General features: G+C 71.2%; 13 protein-coding genes. 8 read left to right on the forward strand and 5 right to left on the reverse strand.

From position 1 onward, the window contains the following. Positions 1 to 2: 2 nt before the first annotated feature. Positions 3 to 251 (reverse strand): hypothetical protein, encoded by a 249-nt coding sequence (locus tag ACFQ7Q_RS03765; protein WP_329125284.1) that lies wholly within the window; start codon positions 249 to 251, stop codon positions 3 to 5. Positions 252 to 391: 140 nt separating this feature from the next. On the opposite strand from ACFQ7Q_RS03765, the gene ACFQ7Q_RS03770 reads away from it, so the two are divergent. The 4 genes from ACFQ7Q_RS03770 (at position 392) to ACFQ7Q_RS03785 (ending at position 4,974) form a co-directional block, all read left to right on the forward strand. Then, positions 392 to 1,225: a TIM barrel protein gene (locus ACFQ7Q_RS03770; protein WP_383549378.1), complete on the forward strand. Its 834-nt coding sequence runs from the start codon at positions 392 to 394 to the stop codon at positions 1,223 to 1,225. An 84-nt stretch (positions 1,226 to 1,309) separates the two neighbouring features. Further along, positions 1,310 to 2,200 (forward strand): 2-hydroxy-3-oxopropionate reductase, encoded by an 891-nt coding sequence (locus tag ACFQ7Q_RS03775; protein ID WP_383549380.1) that lies wholly within the window; start codon positions 1,310 to 1,312, stop codon positions 2,198 to 2,200. Positions 2,201 to 2,386: 186 nt separating this feature from the next. Next, positions 2,387 to 3,844, forward strand: coding sequence for a catalase (locus tag ACFQ7Q_RS03780; protein WP_383549382.1), 1,458 nt, complete (start codon positions 2,387 to 2,389; stop codon positions 3,842 to 3,844). 464 nt (positions 3,845 to 4,308) lie between these two features. Then, the gene (locus ACFQ7Q_RS03785; RefSeq protein ID WP_383549385.1) at positions 4,309 to 4,974 is read left to right on the forward strand and encodes a DUF1524 domain-containing protein; all 666 of its coding nucleotides are present in this window, start codon (positions 4,309 to 4,311) and stop codon (positions 4,972 to 4,974) included. On the opposite strand, the gene ACFQ7Q_RS03790 is transcribed toward ACFQ7Q_RS03785, so the two are convergent. Continuing rightward, entirely contained in the window at positions 4,910 to 6,112 is a 1,203-nt protein-coding gene (locus tag ACFQ7Q_RS03790) for an MFS transporter (protein ID WP_383549387.1), read from the reverse strand. The two genes, ACFQ7Q_RS03785 and ACFQ7Q_RS03790, sit on opposite strands and share 65 nt — an antisense overlap. A 59-nt stretch (positions 6,113 to 6,171) precedes the next feature. Between ACFQ7Q_RS03790 and ACFQ7Q_RS03795 the strand changes: the two genes are divergently transcribed. Beyond that, the gene (locus tag ACFQ7Q_RS03795) at positions 6,172 to 7,236 is read left to right on the forward strand and encodes a transcriptional regulator (protein WP_383549390.1); all 1,065 of its coding nucleotides are present in this window, start codon (positions 6,172 to 6,174) and stop codon (positions 7,234 to 7,236) included. Here ACFQ7Q_RS03795 and gcl read toward each other — a convergent pair whose 3' ends face one another. Then, positions 7,237 to 9,024, reverse strand: coding sequence for a glyoxylate carboligase (gene gcl / locus ACFQ7Q_RS03800; protein WP_383549393.1), 1,788 nt, complete (start codon positions 9,022 to 9,024; stop codon positions 7,237 to 7,239). A gap of 325 nt (positions 9,025 to 9,349) precedes the next feature. Between gcl and ACFQ7Q_RS03805 the strand changes: the two genes are divergently transcribed. From ACFQ7Q_RS03805 to ACFQ7Q_RS03815, 3 genes are all read left to right on the forward strand, one after another. Next, positions 9,350 to 10,369 (forward strand): hypothetical protein, encoded by a 1,020-nt coding sequence (locus tag ACFQ7Q_RS03805; protein ID WP_383549395.1) that lies wholly within the window; start codon positions 9,350 to 9,352, stop codon positions 10,367 to 10,369. 113 nt (positions 10,370 to 10,482) lie between these two features. Next, complete coding sequence (locus ACFQ7Q_RS03810; protein WP_383549397.1) at positions 10,483 to 11,304, forward strand: TIGR04222 domain-containing membrane protein; 822 nt, start codon at positions 10,483 to 10,485, stop codon at positions 11,302 to 11,304. Positions 11,305 to 11,323: 19 nt separating this feature from the next. Beyond that, complete coding sequence (locus tag ACFQ7Q_RS03815; RefSeq protein ID WP_383549400.1) at positions 11,324 to 11,875, forward strand: GNAT family N-acetyltransferase; 552 nt, start codon at positions 11,324 to 11,326, stop codon at positions 11,873 to 11,875. Between the two features lie 28 nt (positions 11,876 to 11,903). Here the strand turns inward: ACFQ7Q_RS03815 and ACFQ7Q_RS03820 are convergent, their stop codons facing one another. Together ACFQ7Q_RS03820 and ACFQ7Q_RS03825 are read right to left on the reverse strand one after the other, a co-directional pair. Further along, the gene (locus ACFQ7Q_RS03820) at positions 11,904 to 13,487 is read right to left on the reverse strand and encodes an AMP-binding protein (RefSeq protein ID WP_383549402.1); all 1,584 of its coding nucleotides are present in this window, start codon (positions 13,485 to 13,487) and stop codon (positions 11,904 to 11,906) included. Beyond that, positions 13,484 to 15,160, reverse strand: coding sequence for an AMP-binding protein (locus ACFQ7Q_RS03825; protein ID WP_383549404.1), 1,677 nt, complete (start codon positions 15,158 to 15,160; stop codon positions 13,484 to 13,486). The genes ACFQ7Q_RS03820 and ACFQ7Q_RS03825 overlap by 4 nt, the downstream gene beginning before the upstream one ends. Positions 15,161 to 15,215 lie beyond the last annotated feature (55 nt).

Genomic DNA, 15,215 nt, shown 5'->3' on the forward strand with positions numbered 1-15,215 from the left:
GATCACGACTCCTCCCCGATCACATTGACCTGGAGGGAGACACGGGTCGCGCCGGCCGCCAGGGACTTGCGCAGCAGCGCGTCCACGGCCGTCAGCACCGCGTCGGCGCCCCCTTCCGCCGTGTTTCCGAAGGGACCGACATCCACCGCGTCCAGCTGGGCCGCCTGGATGACCTCACGAGCCACGACCGCGTGGGCTGGCGCCTCGTCGAGGTCGAACGGCTCGGTCGTGAACTCCACTTTCAAACGCACCATGCCCCCACGCTACTGGCCGGGAGTCGGCCGACGGCAGCCCTGAGCTGCCGGACCCTCTTGACAAGTGGGGCGCCCCGCTTGCAACATTCCGTCAGACAGAAACTTACTTCCGCAATACGGAAGGAGCGCCGCCCCTCATGGGATACACGGACCAGCGCTTCGATGTGAACCTGTCGATCCTCTTCACGGAACTCCCGCTCCTGGAGCGCCCCGCGGCCGCCGCCGCGGCGGGCTTCACCGCGGTCGAGCTGTGGTGGCCCTGGATCGACACCGCCACCCCCGACCAGAGCGAGCTCGCCGCGCTCAAGAAGGCTCTGGACGACGCCGGCACCCAGCTGGTGGGCCTCAACTTCTACGCCGGACAGTTGCCCGGCCCCGACCGCGGCGCCCTCTCCGTACCGGGTGAGGAGTCGGACCGCTTCCGCGCCAACATCGAGGTGGCGGCCGACTTCGCCGCCTCGGTGGGCTGCAAGGCGCTCAACGCGCTCTACGGCAACCGCGTGGAAGGCGTCGACCCGCAGATCCAGGACGCCCTCGCCCTGGAGAACCTGGTCCTGGCGGCCCGCGCGGCCGACCGGATCGGCGCGATCCTGCTCGTCGAGACCCTGAACAAGCCGGAGTCGCCGCTCTACCCGCTGGTGAGCGCCCCCTCCGCGATCGAGGTCGTCGACAAGGTCAACCAGGCGACCGGGCTCGGCAACGCCAAGTTCCTCCTCGACATCTACCACCTGTCGATGAACGGCGAGGACGTCAGCCAGGTCATCGCGCAGTACGCCGACAAGACCGGCCACGTCCAGATCGCCGACAACCCGGGCCGTGGCGCGCCGGGCACGGGCGACCTGCCGCTGGAGCAGCTCCTCGACGAGCTCAAGAAGGCCGGTTACGACGGCTGGGTCGGCCTGGAGTACAAGGCCGCCGACGCCGCCGCGTCCTTCGAGTGGCTCCCGGCCGAGGCCCGCGCCGCCCGCTGACACCGGACGGGGGCCGACACCCCCGTCCGCCCGAGCCGGGCGTCAGCTCCCCCTGACATCGCACAACCCCGAGAGGTACCCCCAATGAGCAACCTCCCCAAGATCGCGTGGATCGGCCTCGGCATCATGGGCTCGCCCATGTCCGAGAACCTGATCAAGGCCGGTTACTCCGTCACCGGCTTCACCCTGGAGCAGGACAAGCTGGACCGCCTCGCCGCGGCCGGCGGCACGGTCGCCGGCTCGATCGCCGAGGCCGTCAAGGACGCCGACGTGGTCGTCACGATGGTGCCCGCCTCCCCGCAGGTCGAGGCCATCTCCTACGGCCCCGAGGGCATCCTGGAGAACGCCAAGCAGGGTGCGCTGATCATCGACATGTCGTCGATCACCCCGCAGACCTCGGTCGACCTCGCCAAGAACGCCGCCGAGAAGGGCATCCGCGTCATCGACGCCCCGGTGTCCGGCGGCGAGGCCGGCGCCATCGAGGCCGTCCTGTCGATCATGGTGGGTGGCGAGCAGGCCGACTTCGACGAGGCCCTGCCGGTGCTCGAGGCCCTCGGCAAGACCATCGTCCTGTGCGGTCCGCACGGCTCGGGTCAGACGGTGAAGGCCGCCAACCAGCTCATCGTCGCCGTCAACATCCAGGCGTGCGCCGAGGCCGTGGTCTTCCTCGAGAAGTCCGGCGTGAACCTCCAGGCCGCCCTGGACGTCCTCAACGGCGGTCTGGCCGGCTCCACGGTCCTGACCCGCAAGAAGGACAACTTCCTGAACCGGGACTTCAAGCCCGGCTTCCGGATCGACCTGCACCACAAGGACATGGGCATCGTCACCGACGCCGCCCGCAACGTCGGCGCGGCCCTTCCGGTCGGCGCCGTCGTCGCCCAGCTCGTCGCCTCCCTGCGTGCGCAGGGCGACGGCGGCCTGGACCACTCGGCCCTGCTGCGCGCCGTCGAGCGCCTCTCCGGCCAGCAGGTCTGACCCCCGCCCCGTAGCGGGGCCCTGATTTCCGGACGGCGGCGGCGCTGACAACTGTCCTGTCGCGCCCAGGCGCCGTCGCCGTCCGGAACACCACACTTCATTTTCAACAAACTGTTGACGTCTCGTTCCGGGCGTACTTACGCTCCAGAGCACCCCAGCAGTGCAGCTCCCGTACGGAAGGTCACGATGTCGAAGCGCGTGCTTACGACCGAGTCCGGCGCCCCCGTCGCCGACAACCAGAACTCCGCCACCGCCGGCGTCGGTGGCCCCATCCTCCTCCAGGACCAGCACCTGCTGGAGAAGCTCGCGCGCTTCAACCGTGAGCGGATCCCGGAGCGTGTGGTGCACGCCCGCGGCTCCGGCGCGTACGGCTACTTCGAGGTCACCGACGACGTCACCGGCTTCACCAAGGCCTCCTTCCTCTCCGAGGTCGGCAAGCGGACCGAGACCTTCATCCGCTTCTCCACCGTGGCCGACTCGCTCGGTGGCGCGGACGCCGTCCGTGACCCGCGCGGCTTCGCGCTGAAGTTCTACACCGAAGAGGGCAACTACGACCTCGTCGGCAACAACACCCCGGTGTTCTTCATCAAGGACCCGATCAAGTTCCCCGACTTCATCCACTCCCAGAAGCGTGACCCCTTCACGGGCAAGCAGGAGCCGGACAACGTCTGGGACTTCTGGGCGCACGCCCCCGAGGCGACGCACCAGATCACCTGGCTCATGGGTGACCGCGGCATCCCGGCCTCGTACCGTCACATGAACGGCTACGGTTCGCACACCTACCAGTGGACCAACGAGGCGGGCGAGGCCTTCTTCGTCAAGTACCACTTCAAGACGAACCAGGGCATCCGCTCGCTCTCCGCCGAGCAGGCCGCCGAGCTCGTCGGCCAGGACGCGAACTCGCACCAGACCGACCTGCTGCAGGCCATCGAGCGCGGTGTGAACCCCTCGTGGACCCTGTACGTCCAGGTCATGCCGGCCGCCGAGGCCGCGGAGTACCGCTTCAACCCGTTCGACCTCACCAAGGTGTGGCCGCACAGCGACTACCCGCTGCAGCGCGTGGGCCGTCTGGTCCTCGACCGCAACCCGGACAACGTCTTCGCCGAGGTCGAGCAGGCCGCGTTCTCCCCGAACAACTTCGTCCCGGGCATCGGTCCCTCGCCGGACAAGATGCTCCAGGGCCGCCTCTTCGCCTACGCGGACGCCCACCGCTACCGCCTCGGTGTCAACCACACCCAGCTGCCGGTGAACGCCCCGAAGGCGACCGTGGCCGAGAACTACGGCCGTGACGGCTTCATGGCCACCCGTCAGGGTTCGCGCCACGACAAGAACTACGAGCCCAACTCGTACGCCGGCCCCTCGCAGACCGACGAGGTGCTGTCGGCCCCGCTGGCGATCCACGGCTGGACCGGCACCCACGCGGCGCCCGAGCACGCCAAGGACGACCACTTCTTCCAGGCCGGTGAGCTCTACCGCCTGATGTCCGAGGACGAGAAGAAGCGTCTGATCGCGAACATCGCCGGCGGCCTCTCCCAGGTCTCCCGCGAGGACATCGTCGAGAAGAACCTCGCGCACTTCGCCGCCGCCGACGCGGACTACGGCAAGCGCGTGGAGGAGGCGGTCCGCGCCCTGCGCGAGGACTGATCTCGACACGGTTTCCAGACCGCGTACGGCACTTGACGGGAGGTCGACTGCCGTACGCCGTCCGGACCGCCGACCCGGATGAGGGGTGGCCGGCGGAACGGACAGCGTGAGGACCGCGGCGGTGTGCGAGCCAGTGCGGTGGTAAGGGCGGACAGCGTTCCCTTCTTGACCTGAAGGAAGGGATCCCCGTCCGGCCCGTCGTCACCGCCGCGGTCCCAACGCCCCACCTCCCCCAAGACTCCGCCCGGCGGCGCGAACGTCCTGTCGCGCCAGCCTCGCACCGTCGGGCGGGCACAACGAGAGCGCGGAACCAGGTTTACGGTCCCTGGTTCCGCGCTCTTTCGCATGCCGTCCACCCGCTCGCCACAGCGCATCGTTTCTGCGGTGAAGATCCACACCCGCACGGGCGAGCGCACCGTGGTTCTCCCCCCATGCGCCCCTCCCCCGCCGCTATCCACTCGTGCATGATCAAGAACCTGGTGCGGGGCCTGGCTCCGCTCGCCCTGATCCTGTCCCCCCTCGCCGCGCCGCCCCCGGCACTCTCCGCGAACGTGGTCCTCTTCCCCGACGCGCTCGCCGACCTCACCGAGGCGGCCGAGAACCCCGCCGGCTACAAGGTGTCCGCCTTCCCCCACTGGAACGAGGGGCTCGACGCCGCCGACGGCTGCGACACCCGCGGAGAGGTCCTGCTGGAGGAGGCCGTCGACGCCCCGAGGACCGGCCCCGGGTGCACCCTCAGGGGCGGCAGGTGGACCTCGTACTACGACGGCCAGACCGTCACGGACCCCGCGGCTCTCCGGGTCGACCACATCGTCTCCCTCGACGAGGCGTGGGAGTCGGGCGCCTCCGGCTGGACCGCGGCCCGGCGTGAGCGGTTCGCCAACGACCTCGGTTCCCCCGGCACCCTGGTCGCCGTCACCGCCCGCAGCCAGAAGGACAAGGCCGGCCGGGACCCCGCCGGCTGGGTCCCGTCGTCCTCCACCCAGTACTGCCGCTACGCCGCCGAATGGCTGGGCACCAAGTTGCGCTGGGGGCTGACCGCCGACAAGGACGAGGTGGAGACGCTCAAGCTGTTCGCCGACGGGCCCTGCGAGGAGACGGTCGTGGTCCGCTCGAAGGCCCCTCGGTGAGCACCAGCGCCCCACTGACCGCCAGCGAGGCGGCGGCGAGCACCGTCATCGCCACCTCGGGCGAGGTGACCTGGGCGACGGCGCCGGCCAGCGCCGCGCTCAGCCCCTGGAGCGCCAGCATCCCCGAGGAGTGCAGCCCCAGCGCGTGACCGCCGAGGTGGTCCGGCACCAGGGCCAGCAGCCGCTCCTGGAAGAGCAGGCTCGCGCTGTAGCCCACGGCGGACAGCGTCACCGCCGCCAGGGCGAGCGGCAGCCCCGGATCGAGTACGAAGAGCAGGTACGGGGCCGCCAGCAGCATCTGGAGCGGCGGGCCGAGCCGGGTCCGCCGCTTTCCCGTCAGGAGGCGCCCGACGACCGTGTCCCCGGCCAGCATCCCGAACGCGGCACAGGCGAAGAGCAGCCCGGCGCTCTCGGGGGCGTACGGGACGAAGAGGGATTCACAGCCCACGATCAGCCCGTTGGGGACCCAGAGGGCGAGATAGACGAGCCTGCGCGGGCGCGAGGACCACAGGCGGGCGTTGGTGCGCCAGGTCTCGGCGGCCGAGGCCCGGCCGAGAGCGCGTGGCCCGCGGCGGGAGAGGCCGAGTCGCGCGAGGAGCGCCGCGGCGAGGTGGAGGGCGGCGCCGATCAGCAGCGTCCCGCGCGGCGAGAGCGTCGCCACCAGCACCCCGCCGGTCGCGAACCCGGCGATCTGACAGACGCCGACGGCCATGTTCATCACCGAGCGGCCGAGTAGATAGCCCTGCCTCGGGAGGATCTCGCCGAGGAGTCCGTAGCGCACCCCGCCGCCCAGGGAGCCGGCGAGGCCCTGCACCAGCAGCAGGGCGAACACCGCGCCCGTCGGCAGCCTGGGAACGGCCTGCGCCGCCGTACCGAGGGCGAAGACCAGCGCGATGCCGGCCAGGGCGGCGCGCGGCGGCAGCCGGTCGGCCGCCGAGAGGAGCGTCGTGGCGCCGAGGAGCTGGGCGAGCGCGGGGCCGAAGAGGGCGAGCGCGGAGAGGAGCGGGGAGCCCGTCGACCGGAAGACGAGTGTGGCGAGACCCAGACCGGCCACGGTCTGGGCCGCGACCTGGACGGCCGCCGTGAGGAAGAGCGGGGTGAACTCCGCTGTACGGAACAGCTCCTGATAGCTACGCATGGCGCGGAGTCTCCGAGAGCGTGACGGGACGCCGGTACTGTTTCGTGGGGAGGCGAAACATGGGCTGGTGGCAGATCGACACCGACGCGCTCGCGGGCAGTCGGTTCCTGGTGTCCCCGCTGGCCGAGACCATCGCCGCGCTGCAGGCTCTGGACCTGCCGGAGCCGGCCCACCCGGGCGAGAGCGCGTGGCTGACGGACCGTCTGCCCGCCTATCGGGAGCGGCTGGCGGCCGAGCCGCTCGACGCCCTGCTGGTGCGGGCCGCGCTCGGGACGGCGTGGAACGCGGACTTCGTGACCCCCACTCCGCTGGGCGAGGGCGAGCCGTCCTTCGAGGAGGAGCTGGCCCGGATCCGGGAGACCCCGCCCTCGGCGGCGGTGGCGGATCTGGCGGTCTCGCTGGGCGGTCCGGTACCCGAGCCACTGGCGTCGGCGACCGATCTGCCGTACCGGATGTCGGAGTTGCTCGCCTGGGTGTGGCGGGAGACGGTCCTGCCGACCTGGCCACGGCGCCGGCGCGTCCTGGAGGCCGATGTGATGGCCCGGACGGCTCGGTTGACGGCGGGCGGGTGGGCGGCGGCGCTCGACGAGCTGTCGCCGGGGCGGACGCGCTGGCTCGGAGCGGGGCGGCTCCAGGTCAACACCCGTGACTTCCCGCCGAGATCGGTCGCGGGCGGACGCCTGTTCTTCGTGCCCGTCACGCCGCACCGGGGATGGGTGTCGTGGGAGGGCGCGGAGCGCTTCGCGATCGTCTACCCCTGCGTGGGAGCGCTGGCAGACACGGAGGGCCCGGCCGTTCCCGAGGCGCTCGGCGCGCTGCTGGGAAGCGCGCGGGCCGGGGTGCTCGTACGGCTCGAATCCCCCAAGTCCACCAGTCAGTTGGTGGCGCTGACGGGACAGGGGCTCGGGTCGGTGGGGCGCCATCTGAAGGTGCTGCTCGATGCCCGTCTCGTACGGCGGAGACGGGCGGGGAGGTCCGTCCTTTACGACTGGACGGAGGCCGGGGCGACGCTGGTGCGGGCCCAGGATGCGGCGGCGCGGCGTGTGCCGGCCCAGGGCACGCGGGCATGGAGCGGCCCCCGCTCCGGTGCTCACGGAGCGGGGGCCGGCACCTCGGGCGACTGATCAGACCTTCAGGGCCTTGATCGCCGTCGGAGCGTGACCGGGCTCGGTCGCGAGCTCCTCGAACTCGGTGACGTCGCTCATGTCGACCGTCTTGCTCATGGCGATGTTGGTGATGCGCTCCAGGATGGCCTCGACGACGACCGGGACCTGGTGCTCGACGGCCAGCTTCTTGGCCTGCTCGAAGGCCTCGCCCAGCTTCTCCGGGTCGGTGACGCGGATGGCCTTGACGCCCAGGCCCTCGGCGACCTTGACGTGGTCGACGCCGTAGACGCCGATCTCCGGGGTGTTGATGTTCTCGAATTCGAGGTTGACCTCGAAGTTGATGCCCAGGCCGCCCTGCGCCTGACGGATCAGACCGAGGTAGGCGTTGTTCACGAGGACGTGGACGTAGGGGACCTTGTGCTGGGCGGCGACCGCCAGCTCCTCGATCATGAACTGGAAGTCGTAGTCGCCGGACAGGGCGACGACCGGGACGTCCGGCTGCGCGGTGGCGGCACCGATGGCGGCCGGGATGGTCCAGCCGAGCGGGCCGGCCTGGCCGCAGTTGACCCAGTGGCGCGGCTTGTAGACGTGCAGGAACTGCGCGGCGGCGATCTGGGAGAGGCCGATGGTGGTGACGTAGCGGGTCTCCGGGCCGAACGCCTTGTTCATCTCCTCGTAGACGCGCTGCGGCTTCATGGGGATGTTCTCGAAGTGCGTACGGCGCTGCAGGGTGGCCTTGCGCTCCTGCGCCGAGGCGGCCCAGGCGGAGAAGTCAGGGAGCTTGCCCGCGGCCTTCCACTCCTTGGCGATCTCGATGAAGAGCTCCAGGGCGACCTTGGCGTCGGAGGCGATGCCGTAGTCCGGGGCGAAGATCTTGCCGAGCTGGGTGGGCTCGATGTCCACGTGGACGAACTTGCGGCCCTTGGTGTAGGCGTCCATGTTGTAACCGGTGTGGCGGTTGGCCCAGCGGTTGCCGATGCCGATGACGGTGTCGGACTCCAGGAAGGTCGCGTTGCCGTAGCGGTGGGCGGTCTGCACGCCGACCATGCCGGCGGCCAGCTCGTGGTCGTCCGGGATGGTGCCCCAGCCCATCAGGGTGGAGATGACCGGGATGTTCGTCAGCTCGGCGAACTCGACCAGCAGGTCCGAGGCGTCGGCGTTGATGATGCCGCCACCGGCGACGATCAGCGGGCGCTCGGCCTCCAGCAGGAAGCTCAGCGCCTTCTCGGCCTGGGCGCGGGTCGCGGACGGCTTGTAGACCGGCAGCGGCTCGTAGGTCTCCGGGTCGAACTCGATCTCGGTCAGCTGGACGTCGATCGGCAGGTCGATGAGGACCGGGCCGGGACGGCCGGAGCGCATCAGGTGGAAGGCCTGCTGGAAGACGCCGGGGACCTGCGCGGCCTCCAGGACCGTGGTGGCGGCCTTGGTGACCGGCTTGGCGATCGTGGCGATGTCGACGGCCTGGAAGTCCTCCTTGTGGAGCTTCGAGACCGGGGCCTGGCCGGTGATGCACAGGATCGGGATCGAGTCCGCGATCGCGGAGTACAGGCCGGTGATCATGTCGGTGCCGGCCGGGCCGGAGGTACCGATGCAGACACCGATGTTGCCGGCCTTGGCACGGGTGTAGCCCTCGGCCATGTGGGACGCGCCCTCGACGTGGCGGGCGAGCGTGTGGCCGATCCCGCCGACGTTCTTGAGCTCGCGGTAGAAGGGGTTGATCGCCGCGCCGGGCACGCCGAACGCGTTGGTGACGCCTTCGCGCTTGAGGATCTCAACGGCCGCTGCGGCGGCGGTCATACGAGGCATGGGAGGGCTCCTGCTTCGGCCAGGCGGAAACGGGTCGTCCACCGTCTCGGCGGCCGTTTCCGTATTGCGGAAGTATTGTTCTACTATGTGGAAGCAATGTAGGTCGGGGGGTCGAGGGCCGTCAAGGGACCGGGCTCGGACGTTGGCCGAAGTCCCTCCCTTCCCGTGGCGGATTGGTGGACGATGGGGGCGGGAAGACAGGGGGTTCGGCGTGGGGTTCGGTGTGAGTGAGTCGGTATCGGTGCGCTGCCCGGAATGCCTCCGTACACAGCCGTATGCGGCGCCGGTCTTCCCGTGCGCCTGCGGGACGCCGGTGGTGCCACCGGTGATCCCCGGGGCGACGGGCGAGCCGGTCACGCACCGCAACTGGACGGACGAATGGGTCGCGGTGCGCTGCGTCTCCTGCGGCCGCGAGGACGAGTGGCCCCACCCGGAGCTGGGCTGCACCTGCGGCACGGTCCTGCGCGTCCCGGTCCGCGAGGCGGGTGTCGGCGACGGCGGTTCGCTGCCGGGCATCCCGGGACCGGCACGGGCCCTTCCGGAGCAGCCGGGCCCGGACCCGAAGGGCGAACGCCGCACGGACAGGGCGACCACCGACGCGCCGCCCGGCCCGCTCGGGTCCGACACCCGCACCGGCCCCGGGTCGCGACCGGACGGCACGGACACCGGTCCCCGCGCCGAGACGCGTGCGGGCGACCCTCCGGGCACCCGTGCCGACGAGGGGACGGACGGCCCCGCGCCGGGCGCGGCCCCGGGGCCCCAGGCCGCCGGAACGGACGACACGGCGCCGACCACGGGCATATGGACCGGCGACGCCCCGGAGGACGACCTCCAGGACGGCCCCGAGGGCGACCTCCACGACGTCGCGCGCCATGGCCTCGGAGCCGGGCGGAGTCGGGCGTTCACCGAGCGTTACCCCGCACACATCCCGTTGCCGCCGACCGCCCCGCGCCCCGCGGCGCCGAGGCCCTCCTTCCGGCCCGTGACCATCCGTACCGCCCGCGACGCGGTCGCCGCGTCGGCCGGGTACCTGCGCTGGCTCGGGTTCCGGAACGTCGTGCAGCCCGAGGAGCGGTCCGCGTCCGGGGTGGACCTCCGCGCGCCGGGACTCGTCGCCCAGGTCGACCCGAGCACCCGCCCCGCCGCACTGCGGGCGGTCGAGTGCCTCTGGCTGAACGGCCTCAGCAACTCGTCGTTGAGTGTCTTCTTCTCCCTCGCCGGCTACACCCCCGAGGCCCGCTCCCGCGCCGACGAGCTGGGGATCCCGCTCTTCGTCCTCGACCTCACCGGAACGCCCCAGCCGGTGAACACTCCGGCGGACGAACTGATCACCACCGGCGCGTAGCCCTCCACCGAAGGCCGCGGGGCGGGAAACCCTCAAAAGAACCTCAGAATTCGGCCATTCGCGCGTGACGATCACGCTCTCACGGGCACAACACCCTCGGGGGGTGGAGCGTCATGGGGGCGGACACGTGGTGGTTCATCGGCGCGTCCTGCGGACAACTCCTGCTGGCGCTCGCTCTGTTGCGAACCCGCAGCCCGGAGCGGACCGAACTCGCTCCACAGGCACTGGCGTTGCTCCGGGGCGGGCGCCGGGCCGTCGTCGTCGTGGCACTGGTCGCACTGCACCAGCGCGGCGCCGTGGCCGCCGGCCGGAAGGGCACGATTCGGGCCAACGGCGGGCCCGGCCGGACCCGGGACCCGGTCCAGCTCGGAGTGCACAGCTCACTGCGCCGAGCCCTCGGGATACGGGTGCTGGCATCCCAGCCCAGGGCCAGGCGGGCCGTCGACGCGCTGCGCGCCGAACTCGGCCGGACGGGGCTCCTCCGCCCGTACGGCCGGCTGCGTGTCGCCCGCGTGCTGCTGGTCTGCGCGGTGGCGACGGTGGCGGCGGGCCTGCTGATCACCCGCCCGTCCGGTGCCGAGCTCGCCCTGGCGCTCGGCCTCGGAGCGGTGCCGACCGTCACCGCGTCCGCTCTGCTGTTCCTCCCGCCCACGACCCGCGCCGCCCGCCGGCTGCTGGCCGGGCTGCGGGAGCGGCACCCGCTGCCCGCGCATCGTCGCGAGGTGACGGACGGCAATCTGGTCCTGCTGTACGTCGCCCTCTACGGCGACCCGGCTCTCGCCCTCTTCCTGCCGCGCTTCTCGCGCGACGGCGGGCTGCTGGGCCGGGGCGGCGGGACCGACGGCTACGCCACCGGGCGCGGCTGGTTCGGCGGCGGCGACGGCTGGAGCGCGGGCGAGGGAGGAGCCGGCGGAGGGGGCGGCGGCTCGGACTGAGCGCGCGCCATACTGGACCATGCGCATCCGAGCGGCCGCACCGGCCGAACTCCCGCTGCTCCAGGACATCGAGCGGGCCGCGGGCGAACCTTTCCGATCCCTCGGCATGGCGGTCATCGCCGACGACGAGCCCCTGCCGCTGGACGTCCTGGACGGCTACCGACGTGCCGGCCGGGCCTGGGTGGCCGTCGACGAGGCCGACCGCCCGATGGCGTACCTGCTGACGGACACCGTCGACGGGGCCGCCCACATCGAGCAGGTGTCGGTGCACCCGGCCGCCGCCCGACAGGGCATCGGCCGCCTGCTCATCGAGCATCTGGCGGCGAACGCGGCCGAGCGGGGACTGACCGCGCTGACCCTGACGACCTTCACCGAGGTGCCGTGGAACGCGCCGTACTACACGCGCCTCGGCTTCCGGCCCCTCGCCGAATCCGACCCGGACCTCACCGCCGGGCTGCGCGCCATCCAGCTGGCCGAGGCCGCCCACGGTCTGGCGACCTGGCCCCGGGTCTGCATGCGGCGCGAGCTGGCGGGGAGGCCCGCTCCCCGCTCCGTGGCGCCGTCCCCGTAAGCGCCGCAGACCGGGGAGCCTGCGCCGCTCACCCGTACCGCTGCCTGAGCTCCACCTTCCGTACCTTGCCGCTCACCGTCATCGGGAACTCCCCGAGGATCTCCACCCGGCGCGGGATCTTGTAGTGCGCCAGACGGTCGCGGCAGTACGCCGTGATGTCGTCCAGGGTCGGCGGGTCGGCGACGTCGCGCGGGATCACACAGGCGAGGATCTCCTCGCCGTAGCGGGCGTCGGGGACACCGACCACCTGGACGTCGGCGATCTTCTCGTGCCCGTAGAGGAACTCCTCGATCTCGCGTGGGTACACGTTCTCCCCGCCGCGGATGATCATGTCCTTGATGCGGCCGACGATCTGGACGTAGCCGTCCTCGCGCATCACCGCCAGATCGCCGGTGTGCATCCAGCGGCCGGCGTCGACGGCCTCGGCGGTCTTCTCGGGCTCGTTCCAGTAGCCGAGCATCACGCTGTAGCCACGGGTGCACAGTTCGCCGGCGGTACCGCGCTCCACCGTGAGTCCGGTGCCGGGGTCGACGATCTTCACCTCGACGTGCGGCATCACCCGCCCCACCGTGCCCGTACGGCGCTCCAGGTCGTCGTCGCGCCGGGTCTGGGTGGAGACCGGCGAGGTCTCGGTCATGCCGTAACAGATCGACACCTCGGCCATGTTCATCTCGGCGACGACCCGTTTCATCACCTCCACCGGGCACGGCGAGCCCGCCATGATCCCGGTGCGCAGCGTGGAGAGGTCGTACGAGGCGAAGTCGGGGAGGTCGAGCTCCGCGATGAACATCGTCGGTACGCCGTACAGCGAGGTGCAGCGCTCGCGCTCGACGGCGCGGAGGGTGGCCGCGGGATCGAAGGAGGGCGCGGGGATGACGATGCAGGCGCCGTGCGAGGTGGCCGCCAGGTTGCCCATCACCATGCCGAAGCAGTGGTAGAAGGGCACGGGGACACAGATCCGGTCCTGCTCGCTGTAGGCGATCATCTCGCCCACGAAGTAGCCGTTGTTGAGGATGTTGTGGTGCGAGAGGGTCGCGCCCTTGGGGAAGCCCGTGGTGCCCGAGGTGTACTGGATGTTGACCGGCTCGTCGCAGGACAGCTCCGCCGGGCTCAGCTCTCCGGCCGTACGGGAGAGCAGTTCGTCCCAGCTCGCGTCGCCGAAGTAGACGGCCTCCCGCAACTCCGGGCAGCTCCCGGCGACTTCCTCGACCAGAGCCCGGTAGTCGCTCGTCTTGTGCGCGAGCGTGGCGAAGAGCAGGGAGATGCCGGCCTGCTTGAGCACGTACTCCAACTCATGGGCACGGTAAGCCGGGTTGATGTTCACCATGACGGCGCCGATGCGGGCGGTCGCGTACTGGACGAGCACCCACTCGGCGCAGTTCACCGCCCAGATCCCCACCCGGTCGCCCTTGGCGACCCCGCTGCCGAGCAGCGCGTCCGCCAGATTCTCGACGTCCGCGCCGAATCGGGCGTAGGTCCAGCGGCGCCCGGTGGGCACGTCGACGAGCGCCTCGCGCTCCGGCCAGGTCGCGACGGCCCGGTCCAGGTTGGCCCCGATCGTGTCGCCCAGCAGTTCGGTGGGGCTCGCGCCGTGCGCGTACGACAGACTCATCCCAGGTCTCCCTCGACGTACTCGATGCCCTCGCCCTTCGCCGTACGCTCGCGCAGCTCGATCCGGCGGATCTTGCCCGAGACCGTCTTCGGCAGCTCGGCGAACTCGATGCGGCGCACCCGCTTGTACGGGGCGAGCGCCGCGCGCGAGTGGGCGAAGAGCGCCTTCGCCGTCTCCTCCCCCGGCTCCCAGCCGTCCGCGAGGACGATGTACGCCTTGGGCACCGCGAGCCGCAGCGGGTCCGGGGCCGGGACGACCGCCGCCTCGGCCACCGCCTCGTGCTCCAGGAGCGCGCTCTCCAGCTCGAACGGCGAGATCTTGTAGTCGGATGCCTTGAATACGTCGTCGGCGCGCCCGATGTAGGTGATGTAGCCCTCGGCGTCGCGGGAGCCGATGTCGCCGGTGCGGTAGTAGCCGCCGGCCATCGCCTCGGCCGTGCGCTCCGGGTCGCCGTGGTAGCCGGTCATCAGGCCCACCGGATCGGTGGACAGATCGAGGCAGATCTCGCCCTCCTCGACGTCCGCCCGCCCGCTGACGGGGTCGACCAGCGTCACCCTGAAGCCGGGGCTCGGCCGGCCCATGGAGCCCTCCTTGAGGTGCTGGCCGGGGCTGTTGGAGACCTGGACGGCGGTCTCGGTCTGGCCGAAGCCGTCCCGGATGGTCACGCCCCAGGCCCGCCGCACGGACTCGATGACCTCGGGGTTGAGCGGCTCGCCGGCCGCGACGACCTCGCGCGGCGGGTTCTTCAGCTGGGTCAGGTCGGCCTGGATCAGCATCCGCCAGACGGTCGGCGGGGCGCAGAAGCCGGTGACGCCGTTGCGCTCCATCTCCTGCATCAGCCGCGCCGGATCGAAGCGGGTGTAGTTGTGGATGAAGACCGTCGCCTCGGCGTTCCACGGGGCGAAGAGGTTGGACCAGGCGTGCTTGGCCCAGCCCGGCGAGGAGATGTTCAGATGCACGTCGCCGGGCTTGAGACCGATCCAGTACATGGTGGCCAGATGGCCGATGGGGTACGAGGTGTGGGTGTGCTCGACCAGCTTGGGCCGGGCGGTCGTACCGGAGGTGAAGTACAGCATCAGCGGGTCGTCGGCGTGGGTGACGCCGTCCGGCTCGAAGGTGTCGGAGGCGTCGTCCGCCTCTTCGTACGAGAGCCAGCCCGCGCGCTCGCCCCCGACGACGATCCGGGTGTACTCCCCCGGCACGTCCTCGAACTTGGCGGTGTCCTCGGCGCGCACGATCACATGCCGGGCCCGGCCGCGCTCGACGCGGTCCCGCAGGTCGGCGGGGCCGAGCAGCGGGGTGGCCGGGATGACGACGGCGCGCAGCTTCATCGCGGCGAGCGCGGTCTCCCACAGCTCGGCCTGGTTGCCGAGCATGACGATGATCCGGTCGCCGGCCCGAACGCCGTGGGCGCGCAGCCAGTTGGCGGCCCGGTCGGAGCGGGCGGACATCTCGGCGAAGCCGACCTTCGTCTCGGTGCCGTCCTCCTCGACGATGTGCAGGGCGGTCCTGTCGTTGCCTTCCGCGATGACGTCGAACCACTCCAGGGCCCAGTTGAACCGCTCCGGGCGGGGCCAGGCGAAGCCCTCGTAGGCCGTCCCGTAGTCCTCGCGGTGCTGGAGCAGGAAGTCGCGGGCGGCCCGGAACCTCTCCGTCGCGGTGGTAGCCGTCATGTGTCCTCCTCGTTGCGGGACCGGTCACGGACATCGTGTAATCAGTGACCCAGGT

Origin of the sequence: Streptomyces sp. NPDC056527, from assembly GCF_042794475.1 — a bacterium.
Taxonomy (GTDB): domain Bacteria; phylum Actinomycetota; class Actinomycetes; order Streptomycetales; family Streptomycetaceae; genus Streptomyces.